Origin of the sequence: Candidatus Methanoperedens sp. BLZ2 (assembly GCF_002487355.1) — an archaeon.
In the GTDB taxonomy this organism is placed as follows: domain Archaea; phylum Halobacteriota; class Methanosarcinia; order Methanosarcinales; family Methanoperedenaceae; genus Methanoperedens.
Window position 1 is genome coordinate 25,261 of record NZ_NTMG01000056.1, and the last position, 16,206, is coordinate 41,466.

General features: G+C 39.3%; 16 protein-coding genes. 3 read left to right on the plus strand and 13 right to left on the minus strand.

The features are described from left to right. Window positions 1-24 precede the first annotated feature (24 nt). From cas6e to cas3, 6 genes are read right to left on the minus strand one after another with little or no spacing between them, the layout of a single operon-like run. On the minus strand, window positions 25-636 hold the full coding sequence (cas6e, locus tag CL181_RS10160; protein WP_097299201.1) for a type I-E CRISPR-associated protein Cas6/Cse3/CasE: 612 nt from the start codon (window positions 634-636) through the stop codon (window positions 25-27). Next, entirely contained in the window at window positions 626-1,312 is a 687-nt protein-coding gene (gene cas5e, locus CL181_RS10165; protein WP_097299202.1) for a type I-E CRISPR-associated protein Cas5/CasD, read from the minus strand. Before cas5e ends, cas6e begins: the two co-directional genes overlap by 11 nt. A gap of 15 nt (window positions 1,313-1,327) precedes the next feature. Continuing rightward, window positions 1,328-2,461, minus strand: a complete 1,134-nt coding sequence (gene cas7e, locus CL181_RS10170; RefSeq protein WP_097299203.1) for a type I-E CRISPR-associated protein Cas7/Cse4/CasC — start codon at window positions 2,459-2,461, stop codon at window positions 1,328-1,330. A gap of 3 nt (window positions 2,462-2,464) precedes the next feature. Further along, window positions 2,465-2,905, minus strand: a complete 441-nt coding sequence (gene casB / locus CL181_RS10175) for a type I-E CRISPR-associated protein Cse2/CasB (RefSeq protein ID WP_097299204.1) — start codon at window positions 2,903-2,905, stop codon at window positions 2,465-2,467. A gap of 13 nt (window positions 2,906-2,918) precedes the next feature. Further along, the gene (casA, locus tag CL181_RS10180; RefSeq protein WP_097299205.1) at window positions 2,919-4,427 is read right to left on the minus strand and encodes a type I-E CRISPR-associated protein Cse1/CasA; all 1,509 of its coding nucleotides are present in this window, start codon (window positions 4,425-4,427) and stop codon (window positions 2,919-2,921) included. Then, on the minus strand, window positions 4,424-7,033 hold the full coding sequence (gene cas3, locus CL181_RS10185; protein WP_097299206.1) for a CRISPR-associated helicase/endonuclease Cas3: 2,610 nt from the start codon (window positions 7,031-7,033) through the stop codon (window positions 4,424-4,426). Before cas3 ends, casA begins: the two co-directional genes overlap by 4 nt. 131 nt (window positions 7,034-7,164) lie before the next feature. On the opposite strand from cas3, the gene csa3 reads away from it, so the two are divergent. From csa3 to CL181_RS10200, 3 genes are all read left to right on the plus strand, one after another. Continuing rightward, window positions 7,165-7,764: a CRISPR-associated CARF protein Csa3 gene (gene csa3, locus CL181_RS10190; RefSeq protein WP_097299207.1), complete on the plus strand. Its 600-nt coding sequence runs from the start codon at window positions 7,165-7,167 to the stop codon at window positions 7,762-7,764. A 414-nt stretch (window positions 7,765-8,178) separates the two neighbouring features. Then, complete coding sequence (locus tag CL181_RS10195; protein ID WP_097299208.1) at window positions 8,179-8,373, plus strand: hypothetical protein; 195 nt, start codon at window positions 8,179-8,181, stop codon at window positions 8,371-8,373. A gap of 359 nt (window positions 8,374-8,732) precedes the next feature. After that, a complete protein-coding gene (locus CL181_RS10200) occupies window positions 8,733-9,848 on the plus strand; it encodes an ATP-binding protein (protein WP_141398869.1) in 1,116 nt (371 codons plus the stop codon). A gap of 17 nt (window positions 9,849-9,865) precedes the next feature. On the opposite strand, the gene CL181_RS10205 is transcribed toward CL181_RS10200, so the two are convergent. From CL181_RS10205 to CL181_RS10235, 7 genes are read right to left on the minus strand one after another with little or no spacing between them, the layout of a single operon-like run. Beyond that, window positions 9,866-10,378 (minus strand): HD domain-containing protein, encoded by a 513-nt coding sequence (locus CL181_RS10205; RefSeq protein WP_097299210.1) that lies wholly within the window; start codon window positions 10,376-10,378, stop codon window positions 9,866-9,868. 12 nt (window positions 10,379-10,390) lie between these two features. After that, the gene (locus CL181_RS10210; protein WP_097299211.1) at window positions 10,391-11,602 is read right to left on the minus strand and encodes an ABC transporter permease; all 1,212 of its coding nucleotides are present in this window, start codon (window positions 11,600-11,602) and stop codon (window positions 10,391-10,393) included. After that, complete coding sequence (locus CL181_RS10215) at window positions 11,599-12,813, minus strand: COG1361 S-layer family protein (RefSeq protein WP_097299212.1); 1,215 nt, start codon at window positions 12,811-12,813, stop codon at window positions 11,599-11,601. Before CL181_RS10215 ends, CL181_RS10210 begins: the two co-directional genes overlap by 4 nt. After that, entirely contained in the window at window positions 12,797-13,984 is a 1,188-nt protein-coding gene (locus CL181_RS10220; RefSeq protein WP_097299213.1) for an ABC transporter permease, read from the minus strand. The genes CL181_RS10215 and CL181_RS10220 overlap by 17 nt, the downstream gene beginning before the upstream one ends. Continuing rightward, window positions 13,981-14,862 (minus strand): ABC transporter ATP-binding protein, encoded by an 882-nt coding sequence (locus CL181_RS10225; RefSeq protein WP_097299240.1) that lies wholly within the window; start codon window positions 14,860-14,862, stop codon window positions 13,981-13,983. Before CL181_RS10225 ends, CL181_RS10220 begins: the two co-directional genes overlap by 4 nt. A gap of 14 nt (window positions 14,863-14,876) precedes the next feature. Continuing rightward, on the minus strand, window positions 14,877-15,554 hold the full coding sequence (locus CL181_RS10230; RefSeq protein ID WP_097299214.1) for an ABC transporter ATP-binding protein: 678 nt from the start codon (window positions 15,552-15,554) through the stop codon (window positions 14,877-14,879). Then, window positions 15,551-16,198 (minus strand): Yip1 family protein, encoded by a 648-nt coding sequence (locus CL181_RS10235; protein WP_176505161.1) that lies wholly within the window; start codon window positions 16,196-16,198, stop codon window positions 15,551-15,553. The genes CL181_RS10230 and CL181_RS10235 overlap by 4 nt, the downstream gene beginning before the upstream one ends. Between the last annotated feature and the right edge of the window lie 8 nt (window positions 16,199-16,206).

Sequence of the window (16,206 nt, forward strand, 5' to 3'; positions counted from 1 at the left end):
TCTTGTTAATGGGAAATGCAGTAATTAGATTTTTGCGAGTGTTAATAATCCACATCCGAAAGCTTTTGCGGGGCCAATACCTTCAATCATTTTGTTGACCAATAATTTAGCTTCTATGACTGTTAAAATACCTGAATAGGTTACCGTTTGAATTTTGCCAAAGTGGTTTTGATTTCCTTTATTCTTTTGGAAGTAAAGCAAGTCCTGTCGAGCTAAAGTTACTGCTTTGATCTCTGCTAAATCCTTTAACTGTCGGTTAAGCCATGCAATAATTTCTTCTTCATCAATTATTGGGACTCTGACTTTACCTTGATTGGAAGTTTTTCCACCTGAATCTTTAATTCTTTTAGTTGGATTTGCTCGTAACATGAATCTATAGTTCCCCCCATTTGTAATGCCATCAAATTGAACCTTTTTTGGTTTATTTAATAATATTAATTCGCCATTCGCTGGTTGTGGTTCATAACTGGACATTAGTAATATATGTTGCACACCTCTTTGCCCCAGATTTTCAACTCTAAATAGAAATGAGCGTTTTTCATCAGCTTTATCTGGAAATAATTGCCATATTTTTTCATGCAGCAAATAAGGATTGACTGGCTTTACAGAATTAAGAACACATTGACTATAATACATAGCTATCTCCCAAGATGTAGAGTGTCCGTGTAGAAAATTGTCTTATTAGATCTTCTATTGGTATGTCACGAATTCGTATAGGAACAGAACCCTGTAACTTTTGTTCACTATACAACGTCCCCTGCATTGGTTCTATTTGGGCAAGTGCTTCTTGTGCACTTTCGGCGGATATTATTGTTTTAAATAAAGGGCTTTGTATTGGACAGGAACGCCGTCCCAAAGATGGTGTATAATGCGGTTTTTGAATAGCAGCTTTAACCTTTTCCAAATTAAACACTGCATTATTTCTAAATCCTAATGCCACTGAAAACTCAGCATCGCAAAGATATTCCCTATGTGAAATAATTGCATCTTCTCTTTGAGAACCATCGACCCTTCGCGCATCTAAAATAGTATGGAAATCGGTCATTTTTTGCATGGTCAGGATTTTCTCTTTGATCTGTCCAAATTGTTCCTTGTGAACCTTTCGCCTATCAGCTCTCACTGTCATCTCAAAACTGGCATTTAAGTCTGCCCTGCCCTTTATGTCCGCTCTGTCTATACCAAGACAAGCTCCTAATAAGCCGACAACTGCACTTCGGGTCGGAAAAATGTGACTTGGGCGATAATCCTCAAAGGTATGACCACCCCATGCTTGCATAGCCCCCTGCAACTTGATTATCAGAAAATCCTGCATGGTTTCGTTCCTTATTTATATTCCATCGCTTTTCAACCAATCTTTAAATGCTGAAAAATCATTGCCTTTATCCGTCACAATCTCCATCTTACATCCTTTAGTGTTAAAGCATGCTTGTTTGTCTTTATTTAATCCATAGGCGTTACAGATGGCTTTATGATAATTTACAAATGCGTTGATAGATGGTACCATTAATCCATCAGCGCCTGCTTTAACAGGATTTTCAAAGGCATTCGCTAATGAAATTGGCTGATCACTAAAACTGACAAATGCAAAATCAGCTAAATTAAACGCTGCAAATGAATTTTGTTTAGCAGAAGGCACGACAGTTGCCAGCAGGTGAAGGACATGCGCAGCAATTTCTAATGCTTGCTTGCGGTCAATATCACCTAAATTTTCCTGTAATTGCCTTATATTTAAGCTTGCATATCGATAGAATACTCCCGAACTAAATTCAGTAGTATCCAGATGTGCAGAACCAGTTTCACCAGTATCTTGATTGAGTTCATCCACAGCGGTAAACCAGTCAATATCGCCATCAACGGTATGTGTGGTAATAGCATGGGCAACAGCAAGGGAGGCATCGACAATGGTCATAATACCAGATGTTGCCATTCTACCTGATAATGCAATATCCTGTCCATTTTGCAATGTCTTACGAAATAGTGATAGTTTAGTCTTATCTTCAATTAGCTTTTTTTTATCAGTTGCATTTTTCCAAGCTTTTTCAAATTCTTTAGTATCTGGATTTTCCTTTTGTAACTGTTGATATAGTTGACAATATGATTCTACTTCAGAGACAACCCATGCGGCTACAGCACCGGACTGTGTATTTACATTAATTTCTGCCTCTCCTGAAATCAATGAGATAACAGATTTGACTATATTCTCTGGATATTTATCATGCAAAATTTTTACATATTTTTCAGTCAATTGACCTAATTGTCGAGTTCTATCACTGGGCTGACTGATATTTTTCCTGTAATAATCTGACTGTCTTATTGCCCGCTTTAAACTCTGGCTTGATATTCTCGTTCTTTTTGTTCCCCCAAAAACAGCAGTTTTTTGCATGTTCATGTCATCCCTATTGAGATTGGATGGGCTATGCGAAATTAAAATGTGGTAGTTTATATAATTCTTTTCGTCCATGTTTTATTCCTCATCTTTTAATTTAATAAAGAAATTTTGAATTAAATGTTTTTTTGAGATATTATTCCAATAAAATAGACTTTTGCCAAATGTATCCCAATTGATACTGCTTAATTTAGCTTGTTGAGTAACTCTCCGCAATTGGATCAGATCATTTGGTGACGTTGAGCGAACAATCTGAAAAATGCGTTTCTCGTTTATTTTTGCTTCTTTAAATTGTTTACCCAATTGTTTTGCATCGTTGTTATGCTTTTCAATAAACGGCAAGAAGAATACTACTCTTGCCCATTGTTTGACATCTTTTGGCCCAAAGTATCCAAGAAGATGATAAAATGCCGGCAAGGTTTCCAGGTCTTCAAGAGTTGATACTCTTCGTATTTCGGCACGCTGTCCATTATCCAGAGTTTGCCAAAAACGCTCATGAAGTTCGATAAATTTGCTCATTGTGATTTACCTCCTATTTTTTTTCATCATATTTATTCATTATATTCTCCTCTATTTTCCTTAAAGCTGCATTTAATCCAGCGCGGCTATTAACTATTGCACTTAGAAATTTTGGATCGTGTTCATATGGTAATACAAGCTGGTCAAATATATTTTTACACAACTGATTTAATGATTTTTTAAATAAAATCATTTTTTGATCAGCTTGTTGCCAATCTATTTGTGCAAACTGGTTGTGAATCAGAGATTCAGATTGTTGATAAAATAATTCTTGCCCTTTATCTGAAAGACCAATCAAACCATGTTCTCCACCCATTTTCTTAGCTAATCCATAAAGCTTATTTCGTAATTCGGTTCTGTAATTTAAACCCAAAACCACCAAATATTTTAAATATGTTTGTCCATTTTTATCATCCCAGCCTTGTGCGAGAGATAAGAGTTCATGTCGACGTTGTTCAATTTTAGCTTTATTAATACGATATCCTCCGACAATCAATTGGAGTGTTTTCCCTCTAAATATATCCCTATATTGAATAATCACTAGGGAAGGCTCATGTCCTTCCTTTTCCATTTCTTCTTTAAACAGGATAGTAGATAATTGAGTCCAGGCAGGCGCAGTAGTTGTAAATGAAAGATATTTTTCTTCTCTTTTTCCCTCAAGTCCGCTCCATTTTTTGGGACTATGAGGATGTAGCCAACGCTTATCAGGTTCATCTTTCAACTTATAATTCATTTTTTCAGTTTCTATCCCAATTACCTGATTGTTTTCAATAGCTAATTTTATTTTAGCTGGCTGCCAAAATAATCCTCGTCTAAAGCCGATATTGTACGAATAAAACTCTGAATTTGGAATAATGCAATCTATCCAGGTTGGTAAATCATTTTTTGGATCAATGGCAAAATTTGGGTAACGCTTTTGTATATTTTCTTGAGTCAGGACATTGCACCATATTGTTTGCCTCAGACGTTCTTCTGCAATTAATGTTGTTGCAGGTGAACCACCTCTCAAACTGCCTTTAAATCCACCACCTTCGGACGGAGAATTAATTGCACGATTAAATAATATAATAGCTGCCAGTCCAATATTTAAACCAGTAACTTCTTCAACTTCATTGAAAAATTTATGTGATGATGCTGAAGAGCTTGTTTTTTCTGGCAATCCAACCAACAACGCTTGAATTGATTTCAATTTATCCGTTTTGACATCGTTGCGCTGCATAAACGGAAATTCAGGATGCAGCAAGTCAAACCATTCCATAAACGGTTTTACGCCTTTATCATAATCCGCTTCATCCATCGGTTTTTTGTACGCAGTTAGTAATTCATCCTCATCCTTCGGCATAAACACAACTTGTACTAGACAGACAATCAATTGCAAGGCAGCTAGTTCCATATCATCACGGGACAAACAGATTTGCCAGTCTTCATCTTTACAAAGCAAGCGTTTTAAACTTATGGTTTCAAACTGTCCGTGTTGTTGAACTGGAATCCAATTTTCAGTCAATAAATTAAAGCTATTCATATTTTTTCCTTCTGCACCTTCTGCAAACCTCGCTCTTGGGTATAAAATAAATAACCATTTTCATAATCAAATCGCCAACCTTCATCCCTTTTTTGCATAGGCAAATAAAAAATATCATGTTGACTTTTCGGTAATATTGCTCTCCAACTATTTGGAACACTTAGACTGTTTTGACTCAACAGTTCACGATTATATTTGTCGTTAGCATTTGGAACATCAGTCCCATCTAAAAAGCATCGCTTTCCATTTTTTTCCATCACAGGAATGATACTCAAATTCATTTCACCCTCCCTTGTCAAAGAAGCTGCATTACCTTCTGTATCTCTAAAGTAAGTATTTTCCTGAGTTAATCCTTTTGAGACATATTTACTGGCAAATTGTTCCATTTGATATTCTTCAAACAATTTTGTTAATGATTCAGATTCATCCTTCCATGCATCTTTTTTATAAACGCTTTCTATCCAATCACGATAAGCATCAGGAAATCTTATGCTTTCATGTTGCTGTAATAATTGTTGTGTTCGCCATAAAGCTCGGATATTTTTATAAATCAGACCATGCAATCCATATGATTCTTTCACTGTTTCTGCTGTGTTCAGGTTAATATTTTTATGCATCACCACAGTACATAATGGCTTTTTATTCATTTCAGGGCGCTCTTTTTTATGGCGGTGCAATCGTCCCATGCGCTGGAAAAGTAGATCAACCGGACAAATAAAACTGATCAGCCAATCAAAATCGATATCTAGTGATTGTTCAATCACTTGCGTACCAACCAGGATACGCCCTTGATTGGATCTGCCTATTCCATATTGCCCTAATACCACTTTTTCCTTATCCATCCGGTCACAATAGCGATAACGAGAATGGAAAATATCAACAGGTATGGAGACAGAAGTCATTTCACTGAGACTATGGGCATATCGCTGTGCATCATCAACTAAATTACATACAATCCCAATTTTAGCGCCTTTTTTCGCAGCTTGAACAATCCTTTCAAGTTGTTCTGTCGTGATGCTACAATCATCATTTTGCCATAATTCGATATTGACGATTTTGTCCTGGCCGATTTCGTGTTCCGCTAAAGTGAATGTCTTAACTTCGTCATCCGTTGCCTGCAAGATTAGCGGATATGGTTGTTCTTCAATTCCAGTTTCAACGCCCCATGCCTTGCATAGTGATTGTTTTTGAGCTGCTGGTAAGGTTGCTGAGAGGAGAATCACACTACCACCGGCTTGTTTTTGTCGTTTAATTACCACCTCCAAAATACCATACATGTAAGCGTCATAAGCGTGGATTTCATCAATAATCAATACACTTTTGCCAACCCCAAAACTACGCACGAAATAATGTTGCAGGGATTTGATGGCAGAAAGCATAACTTGATCCACTGTAGTCACAGCAATTTGCCCTAAAAAAGCACGTTTTCGGCTTGAAGACAACCATTCACTGCATTGTGCTCCGCCTTCATCTTCGCCTTGCACATTAACGGTTCGCTGGCTTTGTTGAATTAGTTTTTTGAAACGATCATTATAATCTCTTTTACCGTGTGCCAGAATGACATTTTTCCCTCCATTAAAAATCTTGTCGGCAACTTTTTCTAATCGCTCTAACATGGCATTGGCAGTTGCCTGGGTTGGTAAAGCAAAGGTAATGCTATCCGCTAAACCTTGCGCTAATAATTTGGAAGCATAAGCTAATGCCGCTTCGGTTTTTCCACTGCCGGTATTGGCTTCAATAATTATCATGCTCTGTTGTACTGCTAAGTCATCAATCAACACCTGTGTATTTATTGGGATAAGATTTGGATAAAGGTCTCTCATTCCTCCTTTATTTTTGACCTCAGTTAGTAAACCAAAATCATGTAGAACCTGAAGTGCCTTATTTTCTTTGCTGATGAAATTGAAATATTCTTTCAACGGCTGTATTGTATTTTTAGGTTGAAAACAATGCGTGTTGGAACCTAACCAATCACATATACTGCAAAAACCGGCGAGTAGAATTGGTGGTTCTTTTGTGGGGATATCTTCAAAATTCAAACCCGCCGGCTGTAAAAAGAGTCGATATAAATCTTGTACCCATTCTTTACGAGCGTCAATATCTTGTTTTTTGATGGATGGTGGAACAAAGGCTGGAGGATTGTCTTCGGCATTTGTTGGTATTTCTCCATGATGTCCGGCAGTGGAGGCAAACCAATTTTGTAACCATCGCTTAGGTTTGTCTTCGACACCTTCAAAATACGATGCACTTTCCTGTACTAACCAAGTATAGCCCTGTTCACCGTGATAATAGTTTTTACTCTGTGAATTTTTAGGTAATTCGCCCCCATAATTCCATTTCGCTAATTCGGGTACTTTCATCTGAAAACGAATGTCTAATTTTCCAAAATCATGCAACGCAATAAAAAACATCACCCATGCATGGATTTGTTTTTCCTCTATTCCTGTTTCTTGAGTGAAACTGCGGCGAATACTTGAACTGTGTGCCCACCATTGATTAGCCACAGCTGCCACATCCAAACAATGATATGGGAATAAATGATGAGCTGTTTCAACAGGCTCTTCTGCTTTGCCCCAGTATTGGTAATATACCTGTATTTTATTCATAATTGAATCACATTGTATATAGTAAACGTATACTGATATTTATTGAATATATACTTTTCCATATGTTTCCAATAACAATACAAAAATACCTACACAAATAATATATAATACTAACACTATAATACTCATCAATGACAAATCTTACACTCATCTCTACAATATATTCACTCGAACCAGTCATTGTATGTGTCACTCGTCTTTCCCCATCAAAACTCATCCTTCTCACAGAAGAAGGAACAGATGAAAAAAAACTCCGCTCTGAACAGACCCTGGAAGACACGTTTGGTAAGGTGATCACGATTGTGAAAAAGAACACATCCCTTTACGACCCGGTCAAAGTTGCTCAGGATGTGGCAACCATCATAGAAGAAGAGCACGCCCGTGGTAACCACATTATGATAAATGTTTCAGGCGGCAGAAAACCCCAGGCTTTCGGGGCGCTCTTTGGCGCATACACACGAAGCGATATGGTAAAACGCATAGTCTATGTTACTGAAGAAGACAATTTCATTATCGACTTCCCAATACTTGGCTTCAACATATCTGACACAAAAAAGGCAATACTGGAACAAATCAAATCAGGAGTGAGCTCCATTCAGGAAATAGCTATAAAAGTGGGCATCTCCAAAGGCATGGCATACAACCACCTGCGAGAACTCAAGGCAATGGGATACATAACAGGCGACGATGGATACATAATTACAGATGCAGGCAAAATTGCAGTAATATAGAGAGTTCTACCATTCGCAAATTCAGCAAAATATCTGGTATTAGAAACAAGTTCATTTGCATTTTGTGATGCGACTTTCATGTCGCAACGTGTCATACGTGTCCGATTCAAACAATACTGATAAATAGAATAATAATAACGATTTAAATTAATTGTAGGGAAAGTATGACAAATTCTTTAACCTGCTTGCTCATTATGGAATTCCCCTGTACCGGGTGCATGCATGGGACATGCAACACCGCTAACTAAAAAAGGCTATCGAAGAGATAAAACCGAAAAAGGTCTTCCCGATACATACGAATCAGCCTGAGCTTTTTAAAAGGTTTATGTCAGATATTGGAGTTGAAATAGAGTTGCCAAAAGAAGGGATGATTTATACAATATAATTATATTTATAATTACAAATAGTATAAATATGAATGGAAGAAAATTTAATATAGCAAAATTTGAAATTACTGAAAAACAACAGGAATTGATTAATCAGTGGTTTGAAAAACTCACACCAAAAATACTGGAGATGCAAAAAGAAATATTTGGAGAAGAATTCAACCGAATGACCAAAAATGGAGAATATCCATATTATGTAGATAAATTACAGACTAGAATATAAATTTACTCCAACAGGATTGGGCGATATTTTATCCAATTAACAAGGACTTTTTGGCATGAGGAAGAAATAGCAGCGGCTCTTCCTTATGAGCCACCGAGCGACCTTCTGGCACATACATCCCATAATGATAAGCTATCGCCTGCGCCTCCTCATCTGAAAGCGGGATATACCGCGAAACAAGATACAGGCTGCGCAACGACAAACCCATGGCAATGATCTAAGGTTCATATCCGCTACAGTTCATAGACAAAAGACAAATTTAATGAATCCAGGGCTTCTATATAGCAAGGAGACAATAAAATAGCTACAACCTGAGTTATTCACTATGATCGAAGATCTCTCCATGAAAAAAATCCGGTTTGAACAGATATTGCAGGAAGGAGAGGGCAAATTCCCAGAAAATGCGCCGTGATGAGATATTCTATTATGCGCAAAAAACCGGCAAGATACGATTCGAGGGCCAGTTGAGGACAGATTTCAAGTATCCACAGGATTTTGATGAACTAAAGTTCAATAACATAATAAAAAGGATCGGTATCACACAAACAGGGGAAAAAGAAGATATAATTCATAATCTCGGTATGGGGCAGGTAAACGGAAAATTCGTAATAAATAATGGAGGGATCCTATTTTTCGGGAAGAACCGAGAGCTATACCTGCGCCAGGCTTATATTACCTGCGTACTTTACAAAGGAAAGGATAAGGTCAAAATCCTTGACCGCAAGGATTTTCGTGATGATCCTGTCACTGATTATGAAAATACAATAAAATTCTTACAACAGCATTTACGCCTTGAATATGAAATCAAAGACGCTGGACCGCGTATCGAGATCCCTGAGATTCCCTACGAAGCATTAAGAGAAGGGGTTCTGAATGCCATAATTCATCGTGATTATCTCGAAGAAGGGGCAAGGGTAATGGTGGAAATATTTGATGACAGGGTAGAGATCAGTAATCCCGGAGAACTGTTATTTGGTAAGGAAGAACTGGGACGAAAAAGTGTAGCCCGCAATCCCGTGATTTTTGATATGTTCTTTCGGTTGGATCTGATCGAAAAAGTGGGTTCAGGCATAAATCGGATCAAGAATGCCGTTGCTCAAAAAGGATTAAAGATAGAGTTCCAGATCGACAAATTCTTTACAGTCATTTTTCATAGACCCTCGGACAGCTTGGGCTCAACATTTGTACGAATAAAAGCCCAGGCGCAAGCCCAAGAGGCCCAGGTTGAAATAATAGATAAGTTATCAGAGAGCGAAATAAAGATACTTGAGATATGTATGAATCCTGCATCATCAAAAGATATCCTATTGAAACTTGGCATAAAAAGATCTGGCTCTTTCAAAAATTCATTGACAAAATTATTAAAGATGGAGCTTTTAAATCAAACAATTCCAGATAGTCCCTCAAGCCCAAAACAAAAATATGTTACAACCGAATTGGCAAAAAACATTGTTAATTTGGATAGGAAACAATAGCAATTTCTGTAAATAAGTCATTTCCTCTCCCTCACACTCGCCGTCCACATATCAGCCCAGTGCAGCAACAGCAGCAGTGGCTCTTCTTTATGCGCCACCGAGCGACCTTCTGGCACATACATTCCATCATGGTAAGCGATCGCCTGTGCCTCCTCATCTGAGAGCGGGATATACTGCGAAACAAGATACAGGCTGCGAAGCGATAAACCCATGGCAACGATCTCAGGGTTTATGGTGTAAGCGCCTGTTGGCTCGCCGTCTTTGATTTCCGGTAAATAATATGGCTTTCCTGGCATTCCTATCTTCCCGATATCGTGGAATAGACCAACGATCACACAGCTCTCTTCGCTTATTTCTGGCGCGAGTACGGTACGCATTTGCAGCAGGGTTTCGGCTACTCCAATGCTGTGTTCGAACAGTCCGCCTTCTCTGTTTAAGTGGTATTTTGTACTTGCAGGGCTGGTGAGCCATGTCGTTTGTGTGTGGAGGACTTCGATGAACTTGTCTGCATTGGTTTTCCTGTCTGTTATTTTCCCATACCCTCACTCAGCCCTCAGCGCCTCCACAGGGTCAAGCCTTGCTGCTTTATTTGCAGGATAAACTCCAGCGATCACTGTAGTAGCAATTGCAAAGATCAGCCCTGCCGCAAGCGAAGTCCAGCTGACCATTATCGGAAAACCACCCATTGTTGATATTAGAAAAGACAATCCTGCCCCGATAGTTATACCGATCAGGCCGCTCACTGCTCCAAGAAGCCCGGACTCAAGAAGGAAAAGCACACGGATATTGTCACGGGTCGCGCCAACGGCTTTCATGACACCTATCTCTTTTATGCGCTCGGTAACTGTAAGCATCATCACGTTCACGATCCCGATCCCTCCTACTGCAAGCGAAACTGCCCCTATCCCTCCGAGACCGTATTTTAGTATTTTGAAGAATTCTGTAAAAGACTCAAGAAGAGACTTCATGATATTAACAGTATAGCCTTCGTCTTTATGCAGCTTCCTCAGGCTGTCGTCTATTTTTTTGGCTGTAATTTCTATGGTATTCTGGTCTTCGGCCTCCACAAGTATCATGGAATACGAATATTTATTCAAATTAAGCAATTCCTTCATTGCCTCGTGACTGGTATACATCTCCATGTTCCTGTTGCCTGTAAATGGGGATGTCTGGTCTGTTTCCTTAAAAATTCCCACTATCGTAAATTCCTTACTGATATTGTTCTCCTTGTTGACAAGGGTCAAACGCATCCCGGGATTTAAAGGGAATTTGAACATCTTGCTGGCAATATCACTCCCTATGACTATGGCGCTTTTATCGGATTCAAGAAGAAATCGTCCCATATCTATGGATTCTGCCAGATCCTGCTCTTTGGATGGAGAGATGGCGTTCAATGAGAACGAACGCTCTTCATCCCTGAATTTTATAGATACCCCACCTCCACGCCTTGGTAATACGGTTTTTACGCCTATTGTATTTTCAAGGGCATGAATGTCCTTATCATCAAATTCGGCAGGTTTTTGATATACGAGTTTACCTGCTTCAAATCCTGCCCCACCAGGGAATATTGTTATGATATCCAGATCAAGACCGCTAAACACCTGCCCCACACCAGCCTGGATTCCTTCACCAACCGAAAGCATGACAACAATTGCAATGACACCTATTATGATGCCAAGGCATGACATTATCGTCTTGAATTTATTGCTGCTAAAGCTGAGGAAAACCTGGTCAAGGGCATCTATCAGCTTCATGCGGATTTGGCTCTCCTTCGTTTCATAATTATAAAGAATCCGGAAATAATAATAGCCAGAACCCCAATAATTATGATTACGGGAAGCAAGGGCGATTTTTCGGTATTTACTATTGGAAATGCGCCTGAACTGTTAAGATTCACGGTCAATACATCTGATTCATGCCAGTTGTTCCCGTTCTTGAACCTGAGCTTGAAACCCATATTATCCTGCGTATTTGCTTTCATATCGAACTTGACAGTAAAAAGTTCATCTGGTTCCATCGTACCTATAAAATATTCCGCAGGTTCAAATGTCGCATTGCCTACGGGAATAACAGTTGCAGCAGTTACTGAATTGGGCCTGTTATTTGCCGCACTCAGGATTATCCCTCCCGGATTCAATTTCGGTGTCTCGGAAAGCGTGCTCTGGATAGAAGAAGAATCCACTTTTATCGGTATTTTCAGGTTAAGGCTGTACAGCCTTGCAGCTCCCTTTAAATTGAAATCAAGGAAATATGTGCCATCTGGCGTATTGTTCCTGGCCGTTATAGAGAAAGGGAAATCTATCGAATCTCCGGGTCCAATGATACCTGCATTGTAATATGGTTCACCTGTCACTTCTATGAATTCATTTCCGACAAGCTGCGCCGATTGGATATAGGCGTTCATGCTGTAATCCTTATTGTCCATTTTAATTGAATATTGGGTTGCGCTGTTCTTCAGGGTCAGTGTTACGGTTGCGCTATCACCTGACATCAGGACTTCAGGGTATGATGAGGTTTTTTCAAGCCTCACAGTCCCTCTTGCATCCACTACATCGCTTCCGACTTCGATATCAAATTCCCTTTTCGTGAACCCGTTATCCAGGATCCTGTACCCGATCTCAAGAGTGTTCGTGCCTACAAAAGCGTTCTTATCAACATGCAACGTATATTTATACATGAAATCATCATTTTTCCGGATAGTCCCGGGGGTTCTTATGGCGCTTTCGCCTGGTTTTATTGAGAACGGGTACTTTGGCAGGAACTCAATAGTTGCCCCGCTCACATCGTTCTCACCAACGTTCTTGACCTGGACCCATATGCTGAAATCCGTGTCAGGATTAACCGGATAAGGGTCGTATTTTATGAGGCTGATCTTGAGTGAGTCTTCACCGATATTGGCTTCGCCAATCCCTGTAGAAAATATTATAATTGATATTGCTAGAAATATTTTAACCTTGTCGTACATATTTTATTAACTCCTTGATAGTTGGTTTTTTCCCGTACATTAACAGGCTTGCCCTGAAGATCCTTACAGATATCTCTATAGTAAAGTAGGCTGAAAAAACCAGTACAAATATACTGATTATTATTTCATAAAAAGGTACATCTGTTATTGAGAGCCTCATTATCATCGTTATTGGCGATGTGAGTGGAAAAATGCTAAGCGCCTTTGCAAAGATTTCATTCGGGTTTGTGACTATGAATTGTGAGAACATAAAGGGAAATGATCCGGTTAATGAAAATATAACTGCTATCTGCTGTCCTTCCCTGGATGTCGTTGCGATAGCCCCAACGCCTGCCATAATGCCTGCAAAGACTATGTAACCCAGTATAAAATAAATAATCCCGGCTGCCAATAATGGAATAGAAATATGGATCTGCGAAATGATAAGATAAAGAGCTAAAGGATTAATTAATAATATCACCGCTGCAATTGTCAAATATATAAATACCTGGGTAAGCCCAAGAGCCCCAAGACCAATGATCTTGCCTGTAAGTAGATCCTTGTGGGAAACAGATGAAAGTATTACTTCCATTATCCTGTTCTCTTTTTCTTCAATAACACTTTGAAGGAGAAAACCCGAAGAAGCAAATATGGAGATGGAAAAAAGCATTGAAAATACAAGAGGTAATAATATTATCTCAAATCCGCTGTCTTCGCTTTTTAAACCTTTTTCATTCAGGGTGAAATATTCGGGGTCAAGAGGCTTCTTTATTCTCTGAATAATGTCAGAAGGCTCATTCTTTAAGAGATTGTCAAGAAGAAAATTCCTGATCTGCTCTTCTATCTTCATATTGTCTGCGAAGTTCTTTTTTGAAGAATATATTATGATTTTTCCTGTAGCTGTATAATTTTCGGGAATAACAAAGTAATTCGTGATCTTATTGTCAAGAAGGTCTTTTCTTGCAAGATCCTCATCAGTATATTTTGTCAGGTTTGAAGGATCAAAAAGGCCGGTATTGTCAACGTAACCTATCTTATTTTCCTCATTGTGCCCTCCTATTCCTATTAAAAGGAATGAAAGACCCATTATTGCAAAAATAAACAGCGGAATCACAAATGTAATAAACAGGAATTCCTTTCGCTTGATATTTGTCAGGTACTCATGTTTAGCTATGATGCGCCACTTGCTCATGTCCCCTCCACCACCCGGATGAATATTTCATTAAGAGAAGGCATTGAAAGCTCGAATTTATTGATCCTGACCATTTCAGCCAGTTTTTTTAAGACCTCAGTCGGATCTGCTCCTGGCTCAAGTATTAATTCAGCATAATTGCCAGAGTTATTCATTTTTTTGATCCCCTGTATGTTTTTCAGTTCACCTTCGAACTCAAGTAAAACAGTGTTTTTACCGTACCGGGATTTGATCTCCTCAATTTTCCCGTACAGCACACCTTCTCCTTTATGTATCATGAATATCCTGCTGCACATCCTTTCCACCTGGTCCATCATGTGTGTGCTGATAATAATTGTTTTTCCCTCTTTTCCAAGTTCCATTATGAGTTCTTTCACGAGTTTCATATTGACAGGATCAAGGCCGCTGAAAGGCTCATCCAGGATTATGAAATCAGGATCATGGATGATGGCCGCTATTATCTGTATCTTTTGCTGCATCCCCTTGCTGAGTTCAGAGATTTTTTTATCCCTGTGCTGTAACATCCCCATCTTATCAAGAAGAAATGTAGCTCTTTTTTCTGAATCTATTTCTTTCAGGGCGCCAAGATATGTCAGGGTCTCAAATACCGTGAGTTTTTTATAGAGCCCCCGTTCTTCCGGCAAATAACCGATCCGGTTTTTTGTTTCCTCGGAAAGCCTGTCATCCAGTATCCTTATTTCTCCTGAATCCGGCCTTATTATATCAAGAAGCATCCGTATTATCGTTGTCTTTCCCGCGCCGTTCGGGCCTATAAGCCCGAAGACCTCTCCTTTTGAGATATCAAATGATATGTCCCTGACAACATTCTGCCCGTTGAATGATTTAGACAGGTTCAAGACACGAACCGCGTTTTCCATTTTACTCTCCTTTTTCATTCTCCTTTTTCGATCTTACCATCCTTTAACCTGATAATCCTGTCGCAATTACCTGCAAGCTCCCGGTCGTGGGTGACCATCAGAATGGTTCTTCCTTCGCTGTGGAGTTTATCAAATATCTGCATTATTTCCTGTCCTGTTTTTGAATCAAGATTCCCTGTTGGCTCATCAGCAAGAATGATCTCAGGCTCATTAGCTAAAGCCCGCGCGATCGCGACTCTCTGGCGCTGGCCACCTGAAAGTTCCGCAGGTTTATGGCCGGATCTCTCCCCAAGACCCAGCAATTCGAGAAGCGTTTTTGCTTTTTTTGCCCTCATCTTTCCGGGGATATCCTGGTAGACCATAGGCAGTTCCACATTTTTTTGTGCAGTAAGACGCGGGATAAGATTGAATGTCTGGAAAACAAAACCTATCTTTTTCCCGCGTATCCGGGCAAGTTCGATTTCGGAAAGCTTTGAAATATCCATATCTGCAATAACAATTTTCCCGGATGTAGGTCTGTCAAGGCAGCCGATAATATTCATAAGTGTACTTTTTCCGCTTCCTGATGGCCCCATTATTGCAGCGAACTCACCTTCATTGATTGTAAGATTGATATCGTTTAAAACCGGCACTTCGATCTTGCCAAGCAAGTATGATTTTTGGACATTTTCAATATCCAATACTGCCTTCATAGGATGCCCATTCCCCTGAAGCCCCAGGCCGTTAAGATTACACTTATGACTAATGGGATTGCAGCAATTATTGCCGATGAGTTAGTTGATATCTTATGAGCGTTGTGTATGCTAAAATATAAAATAATAGTGGTCCATGCCTGAATTATAATACCAATAAGCGCTAAAGCCATAAAAGATGGACTTGAATATAATTCATTCAATGCCATTGGATTGGAAGGTGAGATATTTATTACCCGGGGCTCGATCACTGAATAAATCCCTATGCTGATAATTCCATTGAAAATCAGGGGGAGCATGCTGAATCCGACTACTGTCAACATCTGCGGGTAGAGCTTGCCCTCACCACCTGCCGCCATAGACAACAGGTGAATTACTCCGGTACCAATTAACCAGATAAGGATCGTTGCGAACAACGCTGCCACAATAGAGGAGAGAGCCATCAGGGATCGCATTGATGTATTATCAAACCCCTGGATAATATATATGATCTTATTTGATAGTATATATGCTGCGATTGCATTAAGGATCGCATATACCCCTATTATCATTACAGCTTCCTCGATCATGGGCTGTTCTGCTATTTTTTTTGTTTCGTTGTTCGGGCTTGTTATTGTTCCCACCATCTTATCTATGAAGCTCATTAAATTCA

Excerpts from the sequence above, each read along its gene's own strand:
- csa3 (WP_097299207.1), top strand. The coding sequence starts at position 7,165 with ATGACAAATCTTACACTCATCTCTACAATATATTCACTCGAACCAGTC.
- CL181_RS10225 (WP_097299240.1), bottom strand. The coding sequence starts at position 14,862 with ATGGAAAACGCGGTTCGTGTCTTGAACCTGTCTAAATCATTCAACGGG.
- casB (WP_097299204.1), bottom strand. The coding sequence starts at position 2,905 with ATGAGCAAATTTATCGAACTTCATGAGCGTTTTTGGCAAACTCTGGAT.
- CL181_RS10220 (WP_097299213.1), bottom strand. The coding sequence starts at position 13,984 with ATGAGCAAGTGGCGCATCATAGCTAAACATGAGTACCTGACAAATATC.
- casA (WP_097299205.1), bottom strand. The coding sequence starts at position 4,427 with ATGAATAGCTTTAATTTATTGACTGAAAATTGGATTCCAGTTCAACAA.
- cas5e (WP_097299202.1), bottom strand. The coding sequence starts at position 1,312 with ATGCAGGATTTTCTGATAATCAAGTTGCAGGGGGCTATGCAAGCATGG.
- cas7e (WP_097299203.1), bottom strand. The coding sequence starts at position 2,461 with ATGGACGAAAAGAATTATATAAACTACCACATTTTAATTTCGCATAGC.
- CL181_RS10210 (WP_097299211.1), bottom strand. The coding sequence starts at position 11,602 with ATGAAGCTGATAGATGCCCTTGACCAGGTTTTCCTCAGCTTTAGCAGC.
- CL181_RS10195 (WP_097299208.1), top strand. The coding sequence starts at position 8,179 with ATGAATGGAAGAAAATTTAATATAGCAAAATTTGAAATTACTGAAAAA.
- CL181_RS10235 (WP_176505161.1), bottom strand. The coding sequence starts at position 16,198 with ATGAGCTTCATAGATAAGATGGTGGGAACAATAACAAGCCCGAACAAC.
- CL181_RS10230 (WP_097299214.1), bottom strand. The coding sequence starts at position 15,554 with ATGAAGGCAGTATTGGATATTGAAAATGTCCAAAAATCATACTTGCTT.
- cas3 (WP_097299206.1), bottom strand. The coding sequence starts at position 7,033 with ATGAATAAAATACAGGTATATTACCAATACTGGGGCAAAGCAGAAGAG.
- CL181_RS10215 (WP_097299212.1), bottom strand. The coding sequence starts at position 12,813 with ATGTACGACAAGGTTAAAATATTTCTAGCAATATCAATTATAATATTT.
- cas6e (WP_097299201.1), bottom strand. The coding sequence starts at position 636 with ATGTATTATAGTCAATGTGTTCTTAATTCTGTAAAGCCAGTCAATCCT.